Below are 19,679 nucleotides of genomic sequence, written 5' to 3'. Positions count from 1 at the left end.
CGCGACGTAGAGAAAGCCCGCCCGGAACGAATCGTTTCCGCCCGAGTCACTGCTTTGTATTGCCATCCGAGATCCGCACCAGGAGCTCCGATGGCAACGCAAGCCCTCTACGGAACGTGAAATTGGGGTCGGTGCCTCACACACGCAGACGGAAGGAATGCCCCGGCTGTCGTCCCGCGAGCCGCCAGCGCGAAAGCGGGATTGTAAAAACGCTAAAGCTCCGGCGGTCGATACATCGGACCGCCCGAAGCCCGCGCGGTCGCCGTCGCGGGCGTGCTCGGATCACGCTTCGTCGTCGCCGTATTCTTTCCCGCCTTCGACGAGGCGGGCGCCACACGCGCGGACTCCGTCGCCAGAGGAGCGGGCGCCTCGGGGGGGCTCGCCGGGGGCGGCGGCGCGGCGGCGGCGCTCGGCGTCGTCGCGGCCGCCGGGGAATCGATGGACGGCGCCGGTGTCGACGACGCCGCAGGCGCGACCTCGTTTGTCCGCGGAGGACGAAGCCCCCAGAATGCGCCGGCGGCGAGCGCGACAGTCGCGACGACCGCCATTGCGAGCGTCGCCGGCCGCATGCGCCTGCCCCGGCTCTCCTCCGGCGGCACGATGACGGCCGACGCGCTCTCCGCCGCCTTCACGTCGGAGGGGCTCGAGACCCGCGCGCGCCCGGAGCTCGGATTCTCGATTCGTGTCGGAACGAGCGCGGCCTGGCCCTCCTCGCTGCTCTTCGAGCGCAATTCGACGAGCGGCGTGTGGATCCCCTGGGCCCGGATGAACGACGCGACGGCGCGCGGCGTCGCGAGTTTCATTCCCATGCTCCGGACGGCGTCGTCCAGGGCTTCGGCGAAATCGGCCGCCGTGGCATATCGCACGTCCGGATTCTTCTCGAGCCCGCGCATGCACACGGCGTCGAGCGCCTCCGGCACGTCGGGGTTCACGGAGCGCGGGGACGGCGTCTCGCTCGCCACGACCTTCGCGAGCATCTCGGCCTCGCTGTCGCCGCGGACGAGCCGCTCGAGCGCCATGAGCTCCCAGAGCAAGACGGCGGCTGCGTAGACGTCCGTCCGCCGATCGACCGGCAATCGACCGGCCTGCTCGGGCGACATATAACCGATCTTGCCCTTGAGCTGCGAGCCGTGCGTCGTAGAGATACGCGCCTCGGCCCGCGCCACGCCGAAATCCGTGATTCTCGCGACGCCGTCCACGCCGATGAGGACATTCTGCGGCGAGACGTCGCGGTGCACGAGGTGGAGGGGCAAGCCCCGCGGGTCGGTCAGCTCGTGCGCGGCATGCAGCCCGGCGAGCATGTCCAGAAATACGCGGAGCGCGATGTCGAGCGGAAGCGTGGCCCCCTGCTTGTACAGCGCGCGCAAGAGCTGCTGCAGGGAAGCCCCCTCGATGTACTCCATCACGATGAAGACGCCGCGATCGTCCTGTTGGACGTCGATCGTACCGACCACGTTCGGGTGGCGGATCTGCGCGGCGAGGCGCGCCTCGTCGAGGAACATCGCGACGAATTCGGGTTCGTCCGCGAGGTGCGCGTGCATCGTTTTGATCGCCACGAGCCGCTCGAAGCCGCCCATGCCGAGGGCGCGCCCGAGGTGCACGGTCGCCATTCCGCCCGATGCGATCAATTGCAGGATCTCGTATCGCCCTCCCCGCAGCTCCATCGCCTGCTCCTCAAGGCTCGTTTCCCCAGACGAGGACGCCCTTGGAATAGAGCGTGACGTTCGCCCAGTCGGTGAAGGAGGTCTTCGTCGGATCGAACGAGTAGTCGCCCGCCTGGTTCACGGTCGTGAAGTTCTGCGTGTGCAAGCGCGCCTGGATCTCCCCGCTGTCGGAGTTGGCGGTGAGGATACCGGCGTCGGTCGTGAACGATATTGCGGCGTACGTGTCGGCTTTCACGCCCGACGTGTGGCCGAACGCACCCGACGTATGAATACAGTTGAACGGGGCGAAGTCGCAATCGTAAACGAAGCTCCCCCCGCCGTCGTGCGTGAACCAGTAGCGGATCTCGAAGTCACTCAGCGGCACGTTCTCCTGGGTGCCGTTCACGATCTTGAAATGCGGCTGTATTTGTATGTCGTCGACCTTCGGATTGGCGTTCTTGTACTGCAAGCGAAAGCCGGTCGGGGGCGCGCCGCCTGCGCCCCCTCCACCACCGCCCATTCCACCGATGCCCACGCCCCCCGCGCCGCCATCTCCGCCGGCGCCGCCGGCGGAGGGACCCGTCGCCCCGGGCTCGCCGCTCGATGCAAGCCGCGGATCGTAGCCCTCCCAATCGAAGCTACACGCGCTGACGCTGCCGAAGGCCGCGAGGGCGGCGACGACGAGCCGTGGAGACGACGCGGGACCACGCCTACGGATCGAATGCATTCCCCCTCCTAAAAAGCGACCGTGCAGTGGACGCCCGCGCCCCCCGGCGACATCGTGAAGCCCGCGCCCACGACGGGGCTTTGGGGCGCCACGATGCTCGTGCCGGAAGGAGCCGAGCGCGCAGCAGGGCGAGCGAACGACGGCCCGCCGAACAAAATCATGAGCCCCCCGCCGACGATCCCCGCCGCACCGATGGCGAGGCTGGTATTGGCGGCCGTCGTCAGCGCCATGCCGCTGTCGACGACGTCGGCGTATTTCAGATCGGTACAGCGCGTCGCGTGGCATTCTTCTTCGAGCGTCGCGAACCGGCTCCGGGCCATGAGCCCCGTGACGCCGAAGATCGCCATCCCCGCGACGCCGATGCCCGCGACGACGAACCCCGCCGTCCGCACCGCGCCACCCGTCCGCAGTTCGTCGCCGCCCGGCGGCTTCGGGCCCTCCACGCGCACGGGGCCCGTCGGCTCGATCTTCTTGGGCCCGACGTCCGGGAACACCAGCGAAACCCGCTCACTCGCGCCCGCCTCGACCGTCTGCTCCTGCCGCGCGACTCTCCCGTCCGCGCGCGTCGCCGCGACGACGACCGTCCCGGGGTCCACCGCGAAAGCAACGCCGAACTTTTCCGGCGGCACGCGCGATCCATTGACCGTCACCTCGACGCCCGCGGGATCCGCGATCTCGACGACGAGTTTTCCCACCTTCGACTCGAGGAGCGCGACATGCTTCGCGGCGGCGTCTCGTGTCGGTACATATTTCGGCTCGGTCTCCGCGCGCTTCGTGGCCTCGCGCAGCGTCGCCGACATCTCCTCGTAGGCCTCGGCCGTCCTTCCGAGCGCGACGAGGCAATTGCCGATCATGATGCGCGCGTTCGGGCTGCCCGACGCGTTATAGGCGTGGCGAAAGCCGACGAGCGCTTCGGCGAAATGGCCCTGATCGAAGAGCTTTTGCGCCGACACGTAGAGGTCCTGCGCGGAGGGCGGGCCCTGCGGTTCCCCGGCGACCGCGGGCGCCGCAGCGCTCACGAGCAGGGCGGCCACGAGCCACGGGAACACGCGATTGCGGCTGCAGGTCATTGACCTCTCCCCCCTGGAAGCTGTAGCGGTTCGTCGACGGGACCCCTCGACGCAGGGTCGTGGCCGCCCGACCGCGAAGAGCACGCGCCGGAGGATGGTGCTGCCCCTCCGGATGCTGCGATCACGCGCAGCGCCGCGTCTGTCTCCCCGCAAAACCCCATCGCCGGAACGTACAGTACATGAAAGGTTCGTCCGTCGCGACGGTGTTCATGGTAAAATATCTTTGTTTACTGAGCGGCGAACGTTGCGCGGAGCGTCAGTGGCGAAGGCGGGATCGGGGCGGCGTGGGCCTCGGCCCCCTCGTCACTCGGCGGCATGCAGAGAGCATGTTGCTCTAACGGTTTCCAGCTTCCGTGAAAGGATGCGGGCGCGACAGATCGAGCCGAGCCCGCCGTGACGAGGTCGGGTCGGACAACCCGCCTCCGCATCGCTCCCCTTTCCGCATCGCTCCCCTCCGCCAGGGCGCCTTCGCCGGATCATGGCGCCTTGCGGCCCTCCCCGACGCGCATCAAGTACGTCTGCGAAAAACCGGAACGCCAAGGGAGTTCGTCATGGCCGAGATCATGATCAGCATCCTCGATGGATCGACGTTCGTCACGTCCAGTCGAACGGGGGACATCGACGCCACGCCGGATCAGCCGCACGGACTATTCTACAAGGACACGCGCCACCTCTCGCGCTGGATTCTCCGCGTCGATGGAAAGCCCCCCGACGTGCTCACGGCGGACAGCGTGGAGTATTACTTTGCCCAGTTTTTCCTGTTCCCTCGCACCGCGAGCATCTATGAGAATCCCTATGTCTCGATCATCCGGCGCCGTCACGCAGGCGAAGGCTTCCGCGAGGAAATCGAGGTCATCAACCATTCCACGAAGCCGATCGCGATCAAGCTCCACATCGACGCGGCTGCCGACTTCGCCGACCTGTTCGAGGTCAAGGACGCGCTCGCCAAGAAGGGGGAACTGTACCGCGAGGTACGGGAACACGAGCTCCTGCTCGGCTACCGGCGAGAGGGCTTCGTACGGCAAACCCTCATCGGCTCGAGCCAACCCGCCGAGGTGAGCGAGGTCGGTTTCGTCTTCGAGCTCGAGATCCAGCCGAAATCCTCGTGGACGACGATCATGTCCGTACGCCCGCTTTCCGGCCACGTCACGGCGGCCGACCCTTCGAAGACGCAGCAATGGCTGAGGCCAGACCGGCGCGAGGACGTGACGCGATGGATCGAGAGCGTGCCGCTCGTGAGCAGCGAGCCTCCCATCATCCAGCAGGTGTACATGAGGAGCATCATCGACCTCGCGGCGCTTCGCTTTTACCCCTACCCCGACATTTTCCCGCAATACGCGCTTCCCGCCGCCGGATTGCCATGGTTCATGGCGCTCTTCGGCCGCGACAGCCTGATCACCAGTTATCAAGCGCTGCCCTTCCTCCCCGAGCTCGCCGCAACCTCGCTCGTCGTGCTCGGCGGGCGGCAGGGCCGCGAATGCGACGATTTCCGCGATGAGGAGCCGGGGAAGATCCTGCACGAGCTGCGCTTCGGGGAGCTCACCGCCTTCGCCGAGCGACCACAGTCGCCCTATTACGGCACCGCCGACGCGACGCCGCTCTTCCTGATCCTGCTCGACGAATACGAGCGATGGACCGGCGACGCGGCGCTCGTACGCCGGCTGGAAAAGGTCGCGCGCGCCGCGCTCGACTGGATCGACCGGTATGGCGACCGCGACGGAGACGGGTACATCGAATACGAGCGGAGGGCCAATACCGGCCTCGAGAACCAATGCTGGAAGGACTCCTGGAACTCGATCCTGTTCGCGGACGGCACGCTCGCGGAGGGGCCGCGCGCGACCTGTGAGCTCCAGGGATACGCGTACGACGCCAAGATCCGGTGTGCGCGACTCGCACGATCGATCTTCCGTGATCCAGCCCTCGCCGAGCGATTGGAGAGCGAGGCGGCCGACCTCAAGGCGCGTTTCAATCGAGATTTCTGGATTCCGGAGCGAGGCTTCTTCGCGCTCGCGCTCGATGGGCGAAAGCGCAAGGTCGACAGTCTCACCTCGAATATCGGACACCTCCTGTGGAGCGGGATCGTCGAGGACGACAAGGTCGAGTCGATCGTCCGCCACCTCATGGGCCCGGCGCTTTTCTCCGGCTGGGGTGTCCGCACCATGGCCGACGGCGAAGCAGGGTACAACCCGATCGAATACCACAACGGTACGGTCTGGCCCCACGACAACGCCATCATCGCCGCGGGCCTGGCACGTCATGGTTATCGCGAGGAAGCCAGCCGCATCTGTACGGCTCTCTTCGACGCCGCGAGGTTTTTCCGCTTTCGCCTGCCCGAGGTCTTCGCCGGGTACGAGCGTAAAAGGACCGGCTTCCCCGTCGAGTACCCCACGGCGTCGAGCCCGCAGGCCTGGGCCTCCGGAGCGCCCCTGCTCGCCATCCGCGTCCTTTTGGGTCTCGAGCCGAAGGGCGACGAGCTGACATCGGCGCCCGCCCTGCCGGACAACATCGCTTCGCTCTCGGTTCGCCGTGTCCCAGGGCGATGGGAGCCCGCCGATGTCCACGCGGAGCGTCCGGACGCCCGGACGCCCATGGATGTGCTTCGGGATTGGCTCGCCGAGAGGGAGGCGCTCCGGAAGGCAGCTTGATGGCCTCCTACCCGCCGAGGCAGCGCGCGGTCATGCGGCCTTCTGGCCCTGCTGCAGCGCCGCCTCGAGCTTCTCTTCTGCGTCCTTGGAGAGCGAGGTCCGCAGCACCGTTCCGCCGTACTTGGCGAGCTCGGGGATGACCTTGTCGGCCGTGACCTTGCGGGTGAGCGTGAAGATCGCCGAGCTCCCTGGTTTCATCTGCTCGGCGAGCCGCTTCATGAAGGCATCGTCGATCCCATAGTCCGATGCTTTGCCCGTGAGCGCTCCGGTCGCCGCTCCAACGGCCAGGCCGAACACGGGGGCGAGGAAAAACAGGCCGATCAACATACCCCACAATCCGCCCGACAACGCGCCGGCAGCCGTGAGATCCTTGCTCTGGTGGAGTCGGACCTTTCCTTCCGGCCCCTTGGTCACATAGCAGGCGTCCTCGAGATCGACGAGGTTTTCGCTGCTCATTCGGTTGATGGCCAGCATGACCTCGGCTGCGCGGTGTTCGTCCGGGTATGCGATGACAACCAGATCGCTCATGACGTGCTCCTTTCGAGGCTCATCAAAGCAACGGCCGTGCCCGATCTTCATTTCGTCGAGGCACGTCCGGGACGAGGGCGCCCGGCGTTCGCCGGGAGAAACACCGCTGCGGTGAGGCCGATCAAACCGAACAGGCCCACCGCTGCCAAAGCCAGACCCATCGCTCGGTCCCGGGCCTCGGCATTGATCCTGGTCACCTCCTCCACGACGGCCTGGGGTTTGCCCTGCAGCGCCTTGCGGACCTCCGCGTCGCTCACGGCGCTGACGCTGTGTTCGAGCGCCGCGGACAGCCGCTGCTTTTCGCCCGCGGACAGGACCGTGCTCTCGGCGACGCGAGAGGCAATCCCGGCGTGGAGGGCCGAGATCAGCACCGCGCCGGCGATCGCGGTGCCGAGCGACGAACCGAGATTCGACACGCTGCGCGAGATGCCGGAGATCTCGCCCTGGTCCTCGTCCGGTACGCTCGACTGCACGAGGTTGACCGACGCCGTAAGCATGATACCCGCGCCAAACCCGATCAAAAAGAGCCCGGGGATGAAGGTGAGGACGCTGGATGTGGCGTCGACGAGCAAGAGCAAGAGGGCGATGCCCGAAAGAGCCGTCACGAATCCAGCGCGAATGATCGAGCGCTGGGGGTACTTTCGTGTCATCTTCTCCATTCGCGTGGATGCAATCAGGATCCCGAGCGTCGCCGGCGTCACGAGGACGCCGGTTCGAATGGCGTCGTACCCCCGGCTGACCTGCAAGAAGACGGACACGACGAAGAACGTGCCGATCATCATGAACCATTGCACGTGCTGCGTGACGAGCCCCAGATTCACGGTCCGGCTCTCGAACAGCCTCGTCGACAAGAGCGGTCTGCCCGAGCGCTCCCGGCGCCGCACATGCAGGAAGAAAAACACGAGCAGCGTGATACCCATCGTCGTGAACAGGACGACCGGCGAGACGTCTCCTCGCGCGAGGACCACGGCCGCGCCGATCACGAAATCCTTGCGCGCGCGGAGCCAGCCGTACGTTCCCGCTTGGAGAATGCCGATAACGGTGAGGGCGAGGCCGGCCGCGGACAGCACAGCGCCCAAGAGGTCGAACTCGCGTTTCGGAAGATCGGCTTTGGGCTCGACAATCCGACGGCTCGCGTAGAGGATCACGAGGGTGGTCAATGCCTCGGCGAGGAACGAGGCGCGCCAGGTGATCGTCGTCGTGAGGAACCCGCCAATGAGCGGCCCGCTGGCCGAGCCGAGCCCTCCAGCGGCGCTGACCAGCGCGAACCCCTTCGCGCGCGAAACCGGGTCGGCGAACGAGACCGTGATCAAGATGTAAATCGGAGGAATCATGAGCGCCGAGCCGATTCCTTCCAGCAGCGAAAAACCGGTGATCATGACCGCCAGCGCGGGCGAGAGCGCCGTGACGAGCGCGCCTATGCCGTACATGGCGATCCCGAGCCTGAAGCAGCGCTTGCGTCCCCAGAGGTCGCTGAGCTTGCTCCCCGGGATCATCAGCGCGGCCATGGTCAACGTGAAGAGCGTGATGACCGTCTGAACACCGGTCACCGTCGTCCCGAGGTCCTCCGTGATCCGGCTGATGGCGACGTTCATGCTCGAGGCGTCGTAGCTCGCGAGGAACTGCGCCAGCGCAAGGGGCACGAGCATCGACCGCGTGGCGCGGGCATCGAGCTCGTTCAGCCCGTTCGCGTCGCCACCACGCCCGGGGTTGAAATCCTTCGGCTCGGGGGCCATGCCTCTTCCCTCCTCCGATCTCCGGAGCAGCGCCGCCGCACGCGGCTCGTAACGCTGGCCGGCGCCCGTCGCAAGGCCGGTTTTTCCTGGCTTACGAGCGCATCGAGCGGCCTCCGCGCGGAGGCGAAGAAGGCGGACCCATCCGAATCGGGCTCAGCCTGGAGCGTCCGTCGTGTGATGCATGAGCGCCCTCCAGACGCCTTCGCGCTGCTGCCATACCGCGCTGAACGCGAGGAGTTTTTCCAGACGCACTCCACCCCGTAGCTCGACCCGCCCCAGGTATACCCCCGTGATCAGCGCGATGCGCTCGGCGACGATGCGCACGTCGAACCGCCGGAACTCCTCGGTATACGACGTCACGTCCTGGATGAGCACCCAATAATCCTTTTTGCCGCGCTGAGCGCCGGTGGAATCGATGTACTCCCAGCTCTCGTCGACGTGCCGATCGAAATACCCCGCGTCCTTGGCGCCCACGGCCGCCGTCCACTGGTGCATGAGCGCGAGGAGCTCTTCTTTTGCTCGTTCGGGGCGAAGAATGTCTGTCATGGCGTGTCCCTCCGACGCATCCTACCGCATCGGGCCGCCCGATGGCGGCCAAAGGGGCATCCCTTCACCCGCGGACGAGCACGAGCGCGCGGGACAGGATCATGAGCCCGAGCGCAACCAGGACGATCGGTAACGCCACGCGGCCCCAACGTTGGATACGATGTCCCAGGAGCGCATTGTGGACGAGATGATGGCCGACGGCGCAAAAGACGCCGGTCATCACCATGAACACGCTTGCGTAAAGCGGGATGAGCTTCGGTGCGCTCGAAAAGAGGGGAATGTACACGCCCAGGTTGTCTCCGCCATTCGCTACCGTGACACCGGCGACGGCGAGCACCTTGGAACGCAGGATCCCGGGGCGCGGTTCGGGCTCCGAGGCATCCGCGTCTTCCTGGCCCCGCCAGAGGGCCCACAGGCCGCGAAGCCCGAGCCCGAGCGGCAGGAGCCCGAGCAGCCCGATGAAGCCCTCGGGCACGACGAGCGCGAAGAGCGCGCACGCAGCGCTGACCGCAACGAGAGCGGCGATGCCGAGGAACTGGCCGGCGACGACGTGACGCGGCTCGAAGCTCGGATCCGAGAAGAATGCCGCGAGCAGCAAGAGATCGTCGACGTTCGTGGAAACGAAGACGACGAGGGCCACGCCGAGCGCCGAGAGTACGTCACCCATGCGGGAGCCGATCAGCTCGACATCTCGGCGCTCGTCGCTCGCAGCGAGGCTCGCTCGCGTATCGAATCGGCGAGCCGATCCTCGATGTGATGGTCCACCTCGATATCGATGTGCCTCGCCTCCGGAATGACGGCGCGTACGGCCACCTCGATATCGTCGATTTCCTTGCTGATGGCGAGGAGCGCACCATCCGCCACGACCCGCAGCGTCCTCTCGCGCTCCGCGCCGGACAGCGCGCCGGGCTGCGCGGGCAACGTCAGATCGAGCCGGGCCGCGAGGAAAGCCGCGTCGAACGTGACCTCGGCCTTGAGCTTGTAGACTTCCGGCGTGATCCGCCGGCTCTTCACATCACGCACGCCGCGGACGCTCGGCCGCTCGCGTAGCACCCGGACGAACGCCTCCTCCACGCCGTCGGGCACGGCCATCCCGATCAGCAATTCGCGATTCTGGGTGACGAGGTGGATCGCGACGAACCCGAGGAGCAAGCCGACGAGGATGGAGGCAATCGCGTCCCAGACCGGGCTGCCCGTGTAATACGAGGCCACGATGCCTATCGCCGCCAGGAACAGGCCCAGCACGGCGGCACCGTCCTCGAGCAGGATGGCCACCGACGCCGGATCCGCTTTCTCGCGCACATACCGAAAGAAAGGCATGCTCCCGCGCTGCGCGGCGATGCTCCGTGCGGCGAAGACGAGCGCGCTTCCTTCGATGAGGAACGAAAGGCCGAGGACGACGAATGTCACCACGTTGACCGAGGTCGCGTGGGGATGACGTAGCCCCTCGATGCCGTGATACACGGTGACGCCGCAGCCGACGAAGAAGATGCCGGCGGCCGAGAGCAAGCCGAACACGAAGCGCTCGCCGCCGTAGCCATAAGGGAATTCTTCGTCCCCTTGTCGCGCGCCGCGCTTCAGCCCGATGAAGAGGAGCAGCTGGTTGCCCGTGTCCGCGGCGCTGTGGATGGCCTCGGAGAGCATCGCGCCCGAGCCGGACAGGAAAAAGGCCACGAACTTGAGGAGCGTCACGAGCGTGTTCGCGGCGAGCGCGGCGATCACGGCAGGCAGGGAGGAAGGAGTCGCCATCGTGGGTCCCCTGCATCCCAGCGCGGGACGGGCCCCGGGTCAAGTCATGCCTTACTGGCAGCGTGTCGTCATGCCATCGTCGACGCACGTCTTGGCCGAGTCCGCGCAGTCGACCGCCACCACGAAGCGGGGGGCGTCCGCGGGCTGGATGAGCTTCGGGCGGCACGTCAACCGGACGTTTCCGTCGCACGATTCCTCGAACGTGTCGTCGCACGAAGCTTGCGGCGCACGCGCGCAGTAAGCCTCGCCCTCCGTGGGCTCGACGCAGATTTCGTTGGGCGCTTCGCAAGGCGTATCGTGCACCTTTCGGTTGACGACCTGGTCCGGCCCCTCGCCGCAGGTCTCCAGGACGTTGCCATTGCATTGTTTCCTGAAACTGCACTCGTTGCCGCACCCGTTCATCACCAGGAGCGCCGCCGCCGTCAGAAAGATGCGCTGCATGATCCGAGAGATGGCCCAGAGGGCAACCGTACACAAGCGCTTTTTTGCGCGGACCCGTGCCCGCCACGGAGGAGCTCGGTCGGGCTCCCCGAGGGCCGCTCTCGATCACCCGACAAGCGAATGGAAATCTTCCGGCTCGTTGGAGGCGGGCCCAGGGTAGAAAAAATGCAGTGCTACCCAGGGCGCAGGAAGGGGAACGGACGATGATTCTCGTGACCGGAGCGACAGGGAACGTTGGCAGCGCAGTGCTCGAGCAGCTCGTCGAGGCGGGCCAGAAGGTCCGCGCGCTCGTGCGCGACCCGGCCAAGCTGGGGGAGCTCGGCCGGAAGGTGGAGGTCGTGAAAGGCGATCTCGCGAAACCCGAGACGCTCGACGCCGCGTTCGCGGGCGTGGATAAGGCATTCTTGCTCTTCACGGGGGACGATCTGGCGAAGCTCGCAGCCAACGCGGCGGAGGCGGCGAAAAAGGCAGGCGTCACGCACATCGTGATGCTTTCGTCGTCGACCGTCGTCCAGGCGCCCGAGATGCAGATCGGTCGCTGGCACGTCGAGGCCGAGGCGAAGATCAAGGCATCGGGGCTCGCCTGGACGATCCTCCAGCCGGGAGCCTTCGCGTCGAACACCCTCAACTGGGCCGGCTCGATCAAGAGCCGTGGCGCGGTCTTTCAACCCACGGGCGACGGGAAGGCGGCGCCGATCGATCCGCGCGACATCGCGGCGGTCGCCGTGAAGGTCTTGATTTCACCTGGACACGAAGGGAAGTCCTACATGCTCACCGGGCCGGAGGCGCTGAGCGCGGCGGAGCAGGTGGCGAAGATCAGCGCGGCGATCGGAAAGCCCGTCGCGTTCGTCGACGTGACCGAGGACGCAGCCCGCGAGGGAATGGTGAAGGCGGGTTTGCCCGAGCTATTCATCCGCGCCATCCTCGAGGCGCACGCAATGGTCAAGGCCGGGCTTGGGGCGCACATCACGAATACGGTCGAAGAGCTCCTCGGGCAGAAGGCGCGGACCTTCGACGATTGGCTGAAGAGCCATGGAAAGGCGTTCCAGTAGGCCGAACCGCGCCGCAAGGGGCTAGCCCGCCGTGGCGGGCCTGGAGAGGATCTTCATGGCGTGCCGCAGCCCCTCGCGGACGTCCGCACGGGTATCGACAGCCGACAGGTCGATCCCGAGCGTGACCATCGTCTGCGCCACGGCCGGCCGGATGCCGGTGATCACGCATGCCGCTCCAAGGAGGCGTATCGCGTCGACGATCCTCAAGAGCGCCGTCGCGACCGCCGCGTCCACGACGGCGACGCCGGCGAGATCGAGGATCACCACGGCGGCGCGGTGCGCTCGCACCGCCGTGAGCATCTCCTCCGCGAGCTGGGCCGCGCGTGGGCTGTCGAGCGTCCCGATGATCGGGGACAGGAGGACGCGGTCATGCAGGGGAAGGACGGGCGTCGAGAGCTCCCGAATGGCGGCGTCCTGGCACCGTATTCGCTGAATCGCCTGCTGGAGCTCGGTGGTCTGCGACATGAGCCTCTCGTTGACCTTCGCGAGCTCGGCGCTTGCCGCATACGCCATCGCCGCCTCCTCCTCGGCTCTTCTCGTCGCGGCGTGGATGGCGTCGAGGCTCGGGATCGCGAGCAGCTGCGGCAGGACCCGATACCGCAGCAGCACGGCCGTCGAGATGGATACGAGCGCCGTGGCGACCTTCACCTCGCCCGTCAGCCAGTAGAGCGGCCGCCAGACCACGAGGACCTCGAGCGCATGCCCCACGCCGCAGAGGACGATGAAGGCCGCGAAGCAAATGAGGGTCCAGTTGACCGGGATGTCCCGCCGAGCGCGCCACAACATGAGGAGACTCATGGGAATCCAGGCGTACGAGAACGCGATCACGAAATCAGACACCACGTGAAGGCCGATCAAGGTTCTCGGCCATACGTCCGATCGTACACACCCGAGCACGGGCGAGAACGTGGGCAACAAAAACACCACGATCGCGGCGGCCGTTCCCAGGCCGATGGCAAGGAATCGATTCATCGCAGTCCCCCTCCCCCTGTCGATGCTCCCCACGGCCATGATTGCCTTGCCGTTTGCCGGATACAAGAGCTCCGTTGTGGTGCCTGGACTACCCAAAGCCCATTTTTCCAAAGTATGTTGCCGTCCCGGTCGATATCCATTTCGAGCAGAAACCCGAGCGCGAGCGCCCTCGGTTCGCACCTCGCCCCGCCGTACGATGCGGCTTGCCAACGGAATACTCTTTCGCCAACGCGTTGGCGCCGCGGCCTCACGCGCCGCACGTCGCGTGCACGATGGACGCCATGACGAAGCTCCGGATCGGCATCCTCATCGGCACCACGCGCGCGACGCGGTTCGGCCACAAGCCCGCCCAGTGGATCTTCGATCTGGCCTCGCGGCGTGACGACGTCGACGCCGAGATCCTCGACCTGCGCAATTTCCCCATGCCCTTTTTCGACGAGGTGGCCTCGAACGCCTGGGCGCCGAGCAAGAACGAGGTCGCCCAGCGCTGGCAGAAGAAGGTGGCGGAATTCGACGGCTACATCTTCGTCACGCCCGAGTACAATCGTGCGCCGCCCGGCGTGCTCAAAAACGCGCTCGATTACGCCTACGTGGAGTGGATCCGGAAGGCCGCCGCCTGCGTGGGGTACGGGAGCGTCGGCGGGGCGCGCGCCGTCGAGCAGCTACGTCTCATTTGCGTCGAGCTGCAGATGGCGCCGACCCGGACCGGCGTTCACATCCAGGGCGCGGACTTTTTCGCGGCGAAGCAGGGGAAGAGCCTCGCGGAAATCGAGCACCTGCAGAAAAACGCCACCGCCATGCTGGACGAGCTCGTCTGGTGGTCCTTGGCGCTCAAAGCCGCGCGCGAGAAGGCCTGAACGGAGTCATTCGGCGGCGCCTGTGGGACGCGCCCACTCGACGATGTGGAACGGGACCCCTTGCGGCGATTTGAGCAGCGCGAAACGACCGACACAGGGGAGCTCCTGCACCGGAATGCAGAGCGACGCGCCGAGCTCCACGCCGCGACGCACCGTCTCGTCGGCATTCGTGACCGCGAAGGACATGCCCCAATGCGGCGGGACGTCCCCCACGTGCGGCAGGGCCTGCATCGCGCCGGCAACGGGGACACCGTCGAGCTTAAAAAGTGTGTACGTCATGCCGGGCACCGGCTGCTGCTCCTCCGGCGTCCAGCCGAAAAGCGTTGCGTAAAACGCCGTCGCTCGGCCGACGTCGCTCGTGATCGTCTCGAACCAGCTCGGCGCGCCGTGCGCGTGGCTGTCGACGTCCATGCCGGCCTCCTTTTTCGGCTGCCACACGGCGAAGACGGCGCCGTTCGGGTCCGTGCACATGGCCATCCTGCCATTTTCGAGCACATCGAATGCCGGCTCGGCGCGCCCGCCGAGCGAGGTGACCTTCGCGACGGCGGCGTCGGCGCTCTCGACCTTCACCATGACCCCGATGACCGGCGGCGTGCCTTGCGGCATGTTCGCCGCTGCAAGATCCATCAGCGCGCCGGCCGTGCGCTCCCCGACAAGGATGAGCTGCCCCCCGGGGACACCCGGCATCTCACCGTACGTCCAGCCGAACAGCGCGCCGAAGAACGCGCGCGCGCGCTCGGCCTCCGGGGTCATCAGGTTGATCCAGCAAAAATCGTGCGTCTTGCGCGTACCCGTCGTCATCGTGGTCTCCTTGTCCACGTAGACCGGGCCCGCGCCGAGAACTCATCGATCGCGCGAAAAAAAATTTCTCCGAGGCACCTAAGCTCGTCCGCCGAGCAGGTGCGTGCGCATCTCGTCGAGCATCTTGCCGAGACGCACCGCCGCCGCTTCCACGGCTGCGCAATCCGGCGGATCGGGCCTCTCGAATGCGTCTCGTACCGTGGTTGCCAGGATGTCCGCCTGCCGCTCCAGCGTGGGCGCCTCGTGCGGCTGCAGCTTCGTGAGCAAAAACGAACCCGCCAGGATGGCCTCGATGGAATGCGCCTGGTCGGCGAGCGAGCGATCCAAGCGCAAGAGCCCGTGCTCCCTGAAGGCCTGCAACATCCGATGGAGCAGGTCCGTGAGCCCGAGGGCGCGCGCCAAGGACGGCGTCGATCGGTCCGGCGCGAGCGCTCCCAGAATGTCGGTGTCCTCTCCGAAAATGGCCCTGGCGAGCGGGCGCCCGGCGTGGAGCAGGAACATCGAGCGAAGCATCCGGTGCGGCAAGACCGTCCTCGGATCCCCTCGCATGTCGTCGAGCTGCGCACCGAGCATGGAAGCCATCTCACGACGCAGCAGCTCCATGAAGAGCGCTTCCTTCGACTTCCAGTGGAGGTAGATGGTGCCCTTTCCTACACGAGCACGACGCGCGATGTCGTCGATCGTGACCCGCTTGTAGCCCCACCCGAGAAGAAGCTCCTGTGCTTCCGCGAGGATCCGCTCGCCGCGCGCTCGGTGTTGTTCGTCATCGCACGCTGCCATCACGCCGTACTCTACAGCGGTCCCCGACCGAGAACCAAGAGGTGCTGGTACCGGATGACCAACTTTCCCAGATGGTCAGAGAGTACTGGACGTCCAGGGTCGGAGCCCGTAGCCTCGGAATCGTCATGCGTTCGTAACGAGATCGTCACCATCAGGACGAGGTGAAGGCAATGAAGGTCCATCCGATGTTCGCCGATATCAGGTTCGAGCCGCCCGGGCCCGGCCCCTGGGAGATCGAGAAAACGCATTTCACGCGCCCTGGCTCGCGATTTGGCGCCGACGCGCTGACGAGGGGCCTCCCGGTAGGGTTCGCGAAGGGAATGGAGCGATACGGGCTTCCCATGAAAGGGATGACCATGGCCATGGTGAATGGCTTCGCCTACGCTCAGATGGTGCCGCTCGGCATCCCTGCGGGCCTGGCCTCGCGCCTGGGCAGCGGGCCGCCGCCGAAGCCCGTGATGTGGCTCCTCTTCCGCCTGCATCCCGACATTCGTGCGCGCTTCGAGCGATGCGAGCGTGTCTTCGAAACGAAACTCTGGCGCACGGACCTCCAGCACTGGGATCGGGTCGACAAACCGCGCGCCATCGAGAAGCACCTGGCCCTCCAGGCGATCGATCCGGCGACGCTCGATCTCCAGGCGCTTCGTGCGCACGTAGAGCGCGCGCGGGCGCACATGGCGGAGATGATCACGCTCCACCACACGTACAACTTCACGGGCATGCTGCCGACGGGGGATTACCTCGCGCACGTCTGCGAATGGACGGGCGTGAGCACGGGGGAGGCGCTCTCGCTTTTGCGAGGAACGTCGCCGCTCGCCCGCGGAATCGCAATCGACGAGCTCGAAGCGCTGGCGAAGGCGCTCCGCGCGAGTGAGGAGGGCCGCGCGGTGCTCGCTCGGCGGGGCCATGCGCAGAGCGTGCTCGATGCGCTCGTGGCGATGCCGGGCGAGGTCGGGGTGGCGGCGCGTGGGTATCTGGATCTCGTGCGCTATCGGTCGATCGGCTACGACGTTTCGGACAAGACGGCGGGCGAGCTGCCGGACATGCTCGTCCGAGCGATTCGAGCGACGGTCGAGCAGGATCGCGGGCAGGAGGCGCTCGCCGCGCGCGACGAAAAGGAGCGGGAGATCCGCGCACGCGTGCCGGCGGGACGACGGGCGCAATTCGACGAGCTGCTCGGCGAGGCGCGACTCGTGAACCGGCTGCGCGACGAGCGAGGCATTTACGCCGATAGCTGGGGGACGGGGCTCGCGCGCAGGGCCGTGCTCGAGGTGGGGCGCCGGCTCGCCTCCGCCGGGAAGGTCGAGGATCGCGAGCACGCCGCAGACCTCACGGTCGACGAGATGTTCGCGCTTCTCGAAGGCCGAAGCGGCCCCTCCGCGGCAGAAATCGGCAAGCGCACCCTTTATCGCGCGACGATGACGCTCGAACACGCGCCTCCGTGGTTGAATGCGCCGCCCGGCGAGCCCCCGCCCCTCGACGTGTTCCCAGCCGCAGCGCGCCGCGCGATGAAGGCCATGAACATGCTCATGGCCGACATGACCGCGGACCATGCGGACGTGGGAAAACCGCCCGAGACCGAGAGCTCTGCCGTGCGCGTCAAGGGGCTCACCATCAATGCGGGCGTGTACGAAGGAACGGCGCGTGTCGTCCTCGACCCTGCGGATTTCGGGCGAATCCAGAAAGGCGACGTGCTCGTGACGCGGTCGACGTCGGCTTACTTCAATGTCGTGCTCCCGCTGCTCGGCGCGATCGTGACGGATCGAGGCGGGCAGCTCTCCCACGCGGCGATCGTGGCCCGCGAATATGGCATTCCCGGTATCGTCGGCACGAAAGAGGCGACGACGACGATCCCCGACGGCGCGCGCGTGCGCGTTGACGGCGCGACCGGCGAAGTGACGGTCCTCGCCGCGGCGCCCTCGTTCGTGGCGGAGGTGGCGTTATGATCGCGGCGCTCGACGAACACCTTCCGGAGGCCGATTTCGGCGGAAAAGCCGCGCAGCTCGGGCAAGCGCACCAAAGCGGCCTGCCCGTACCGCCGGCGTTCGCGCTCTCGTCCGAATGCGTGGATCGCGTCGTCGCGGGAGACGAGGCGCTGCGCGGCCGGCTCTTCGACGCATTCGCGACGCTCGCCGGGCCCGTGGCGGTGCGGTCCTCCGGGATCGGCGAGGACGGCGCCGCGGCGAGTTTTGCCGGGCAACATGCGACGGTCTTGAACGTGCGGAGCGTCCGCCAATTGCTCGATGCGCTCGCGACCGTGCACGGCTCGGCGCGGACGGCGTCGGCGCTCGCGTATCGACGCAAGCTCGGGCTCCCGCAGGAGCCTCGCATGGGCGTCGTCGTGCAGAGGCTCGTCCACGCCGATTGCGCGGGCGTGCTCTTCACCCGCCACCCGACGACGGGCGCCGACGAGCGCGTCATCGAAGCGACGTGGGGCCTCGGCGAGGCGGTCGTCGCGGGGATCGTCACACCGGACCATTATCGCGTGGCCCGCGGAGGTCGTGTTCTCGAAAAGATGCCGGGCGAGAAGGACTGCGCGATCCTGTGGAGCGAGGAAGGCGGCACGGCCGAGGTCCCCGTCCCCGCGCACAAAGTCTCGGCGTTGTGCCTCGACGACGCGCACCTCGCCGCGCTCGACGCGCTGGCCTCGACCTGCGAGGCGGCCTTCGGTGGGACGCAGGATCTGGAATGGGCGTTCGCCGCGGATCGCCTCTATCTGCTCCAGAGGAGAGCGATCACCCGTGGCTGAGCCCCGCCCCCGCATTCCCGCGCGGCTGCTCGTCGCGATCGCGCTGTCGGCCTCGCTCGCGCCGCTCAACTCGACGATGGTGGCCGTCGCATTGCCCGAGATGTCGCGCGACCTCCACGCCGAATCGAGCGTGCTCCGGCAGGGGCTCGTCTCGAGTTATCTGCTCACGAACATCGTCCTGCAAAGCCCGGGCGGCAAGCTCGGCGATCGGCTCGGGTATCGGCGGGCGATCGCGCTGGGCCAGGTCCTCTTCGCGCTCGGCGCCGCGCTCGCTTACGTCTGGCCCCGGCTCCCGGGGCTCACGGCCGCGCGCATTCTCATGGCCGCGGGTGGCGCGATCCTCGCTCCGAGCGCGTTTGCCCTGCTCCGCACGGAGCTCCCGGCGGAGGTGCGAGGACGCGCATTCGGCACGCTGGGCGCCATTCTGGGCCTCTCGGCAGGCCTCGGGCCGAAGATCGGGGCGCTGCTCGTCACGCATTTCGGGTGGACCTCCATTTTCCTCGCGAACGTACCGGTCCTGCTCGTCTCGGCCGCGGTCTTGCACCTCGGCGCGTCCGCGACGTCACGGCCGAACGAGCCCGCCGTGGCGCGACCGCGCTTCGACCTGCTCGGCTCCGTACTGCTCGGGGCCTCGCTCCTCGGGCTCGTGATCGGCCTCGAAAACAAGGACCTCCGATGGGCGGCCGCGCTCGGCGTCCTCGGGTTCGTCCCGTTCGCCTTGTGGGAACGGCGCGCCGCGGATCCCATCATCGATTTCTCGTTGTTCCGGCGCCGGACGTTCGTCGCGGGGAGCTTGCTCATTGCGATCCAGAACTTCGCCATGTATTCGACGCTGTTCGAGCTGCCGCAGGTGGCGGGGCGGCTCTTCGGCGCCGGGCCACGTGACGTCGGCAATACGCTGGTCACGATGATGGCCATGATGATCGTCGCCTCCCCCGTCGCGGGTCGAGCGTCCGAGCGCTTCGGCGCGCGCGCCGTGGCACTCGCCGGCTCTGCGCTCGCGCTCGGTGGAATGGTGCTGCTCGTGCTCCTCCCCTTCCATTCCGTGACGGACGCGGTGCCCGCGCTCGGCTTGCTCGGGCTGGGCCTCGGCCTGACGTCGGCGCCGTCGCAAGCCTCGTCGATGAACGACGTGCCCCGAGAAAAAAGCGGAATGGCGGCGGGCCTCACGTCCACCATGCGCTACCTCGGCGGCATTGCCGGCTTGACCGTGCTCGGCCTGGTCCTCACGGAGAGCAAGGTCCCCGAAATCGCCAGGCACGAGCACGCGACTTCGATCGTGATTTTTTGCGTATCGCTGGTCGTGACCCTCGGCTGCGCGCTTCTCCTGCCCGGCCGTCTCCCGACGCCCGTGCCCTCCGCGGAAACGCGCTAATCACGCCG

The 19,679-nt window shown here is 67.1% G+C and carries 18 protein-coding genes; 6 read left to right on the top strand and 12 right to left on the bottom strand.

Translation table 11 applies throughout. The features are described 5' to 3' along the window. Positions 1 to 212: 212 nt before the first annotated feature. From KEG57_RS41915 to KEG57_RS41905, 3 genes are read right to left on the bottom strand one after another with little or no spacing between them, the layout of a single operon-like run. A complete protein-coding gene (locus tag KEG57_RS41915) occupies positions 213 to 1,664 on the bottom strand; it encodes a serine/threonine-protein kinase (protein WP_272422308.1) in 1,452 nt (483 codons plus the stop codon). Between the two features lie 10 nt (positions 1,665 to 1,674). After that, positions 1,675 to 2,370: a cellulose binding domain-containing protein gene (locus tag KEG57_RS41910; RefSeq protein ID WP_272422309.1), complete on the bottom strand. Its 696-nt coding sequence runs from the start codon at positions 2,368 to 2,370 to the stop codon at positions 1,675 to 1,677. Positions 2,371 to 2,378: 8 nt separating this feature from the next. Continuing rightward, positions 2,379 to 3,440 (bottom strand): hypothetical protein, encoded by a 1,062-nt coding sequence (locus tag KEG57_RS41905; RefSeq protein ID WP_272422310.1) that lies wholly within the window; start codon positions 3,438 to 3,440, stop codon positions 2,379 to 2,381. A 551-nt stretch (positions 3,441 to 3,991) separates the two neighbouring features. Here KEG57_RS41905 and KEG57_RS41900 point away from each other — a divergent pair. Further along, positions 3,992 to 6,085: an amylo-alpha-1,6-glucosidase gene (locus KEG57_RS41900; RefSeq protein WP_272422311.1), complete on the top strand. Its 2,094-nt coding sequence runs from the start codon at positions 3,992 to 3,994 to the stop codon at positions 6,083 to 6,085. Between the two features lie 30 nt (positions 6,086 to 6,115). On the opposite strand, the gene KEG57_RS41895 is transcribed toward KEG57_RS41900, so the two are convergent. From KEG57_RS41895 to KEG57_RS41870, 6 genes are all read right to left on the bottom strand, one after another. Beyond that, positions 6,116 to 6,613, bottom strand: a complete 498-nt coding sequence (locus tag KEG57_RS41895) for a DUF1269 domain-containing protein (protein WP_272422312.1) — start codon at positions 6,611 to 6,613, stop codon at positions 6,116 to 6,118. 47 nt (positions 6,614 to 6,660) lie between these two features. Next, positions 6,661 to 8,349 carry an MFS transporter gene (locus tag KEG57_RS41890; protein WP_272422313.1) on the bottom strand — a complete coding sequence of 563 codons (1,689 nt, stop codon included), beginning with the start codon at positions 8,347 to 8,349 and terminating at the stop codon, positions 6,661 to 6,663. A gap of 153 nt (positions 8,350 to 8,502) precedes the next feature. Next, positions 8,503 to 8,895 (bottom strand): nuclear transport factor 2 family protein, encoded by a 393-nt coding sequence (locus KEG57_RS41885; protein ID WP_272422314.1) that lies wholly within the window; start codon positions 8,893 to 8,895, stop codon positions 8,503 to 8,505. A 64-nt stretch (positions 8,896 to 8,959) separates the two neighbouring features. After that, positions 8,960 to 9,562, bottom strand: coding sequence for a cadmium resistance transporter (locus tag KEG57_RS41880; RefSeq protein WP_272422315.1), 603 nt, complete (start codon positions 9,560 to 9,562; stop codon positions 8,960 to 8,962). A gap of 11 nt (positions 9,563 to 9,573) precedes the next feature. Next, positions 9,574 to 10,644, bottom strand: a complete 1,071-nt coding sequence (locus KEG57_RS41875) for a cation diffusion facilitator family transporter (protein WP_272422316.1) — start codon at positions 10,642 to 10,644, stop codon at positions 9,574 to 9,576. Positions 10,645 to 10,695: 51 nt separating this feature from the next. Beyond that, positions 10,696 to 11,085 carry a hypothetical protein gene (locus KEG57_RS41870; protein WP_272422317.1) on the bottom strand — a complete coding sequence of 130 codons (390 nt, stop codon included), beginning with the start codon at positions 11,083 to 11,085 and terminating at the stop codon, positions 10,696 to 10,698. A gap of 203 nt (positions 11,086 to 11,288) precedes the next feature. Between KEG57_RS41870 and KEG57_RS41865 the strand changes: the two genes are divergently transcribed. Then, positions 11,289 to 12,137 carry an SDR family oxidoreductase gene (locus tag KEG57_RS41865; protein WP_272422318.1) on the top strand — a complete coding sequence of 283 codons (849 nt, stop codon included), beginning with the start codon at positions 11,289 to 11,291 and terminating at the stop codon, positions 12,135 to 12,137. Positions 12,138 to 12,158: 21 nt separating this feature from the next. On the opposite strand, the gene KEG57_RS41860 is transcribed toward KEG57_RS41865, so the two are convergent. Then, positions 12,159 to 13,109 (bottom strand): STAS domain-containing protein, encoded by a 951-nt coding sequence (locus tag KEG57_RS41860; protein WP_272422319.1) that lies wholly within the window; start codon positions 13,107 to 13,109, stop codon positions 12,159 to 12,161. 281 nt (positions 13,110 to 13,390) lie between these two features. On the opposite strand from KEG57_RS41860, the gene KEG57_RS41855 reads away from it, so the two are divergent. Then, positions 13,391 to 13,966 carry an NADPH-dependent FMN reductase gene (locus tag KEG57_RS41855; protein ID WP_272422320.1) on the top strand — a complete coding sequence of 192 codons (576 nt, stop codon included), beginning with the start codon at positions 13,391 to 13,393 and terminating at the stop codon, positions 13,964 to 13,966. A gap of 6 nt (positions 13,967 to 13,972) precedes the next feature. On the opposite strand, the gene KEG57_RS41850 is transcribed toward KEG57_RS41855, so the two are convergent. Both KEG57_RS41850 and KEG57_RS41845 read right to left on the bottom strand, forming a co-directional pair. Next, entirely contained in the window at positions 13,973 to 14,767 is a 795-nt protein-coding gene (locus KEG57_RS41850; RefSeq protein WP_272422321.1) for a VOC family protein, read from the bottom strand. Between the two features lie 78 nt (positions 14,768 to 14,845). Then, entirely contained in the window at positions 14,846 to 15,547 is a 702-nt protein-coding gene (locus tag KEG57_RS41845) for a TetR/AcrR family transcriptional regulator (RefSeq protein WP_272422322.1), read from the bottom strand. A 341-nt stretch (positions 15,548 to 15,888) separates the two neighbouring features. Here KEG57_RS41845 and KEG57_RS41840 point away from each other — a divergent pair, with 341 nt between their 5' ends. Genes KEG57_RS41840 through KEG57_RS41830 form a run of 3 tightly spaced genes read left to right on the top strand, consistent with a single transcriptional unit; the run spans position 15,889 to position 19,671 of the window. Next, entirely contained in the window at positions 15,889 to 17,493 is a 1,605-nt protein-coding gene (locus tag KEG57_RS41840) for a PEP-utilizing enzyme (RefSeq protein WP_272422323.1), read from the top strand. Beyond that, positions 17,490 to 18,296, top strand: coding sequence for a PEP/pyruvate-binding domain-containing protein (locus KEG57_RS41835; protein ID WP_272422324.1), 807 nt, complete (start codon positions 17,490 to 17,492; stop codon positions 18,294 to 18,296). Before KEG57_RS41840 ends, KEG57_RS41835 begins: the two co-directional genes overlap by 4 nt. Then, positions 18,289 to 19,671 carry an MFS transporter gene (locus KEG57_RS41830; protein WP_272422325.1) on the top strand — a complete coding sequence of 461 codons (1,383 nt, stop codon included), beginning with the start codon at positions 18,289 to 18,291 and terminating at the stop codon, positions 19,669 to 19,671. Before KEG57_RS41835 ends, KEG57_RS41830 begins: the two co-directional genes overlap by 8 nt. Positions 19,672 to 19,679: the final 8 nt, after the last annotated feature.

It is taken from the genome of Polyangium jinanense (genome assembly GCF_028435365.1).
This window is presented reverse-complemented; position numbering and strand designations above follow the sequence as displayed.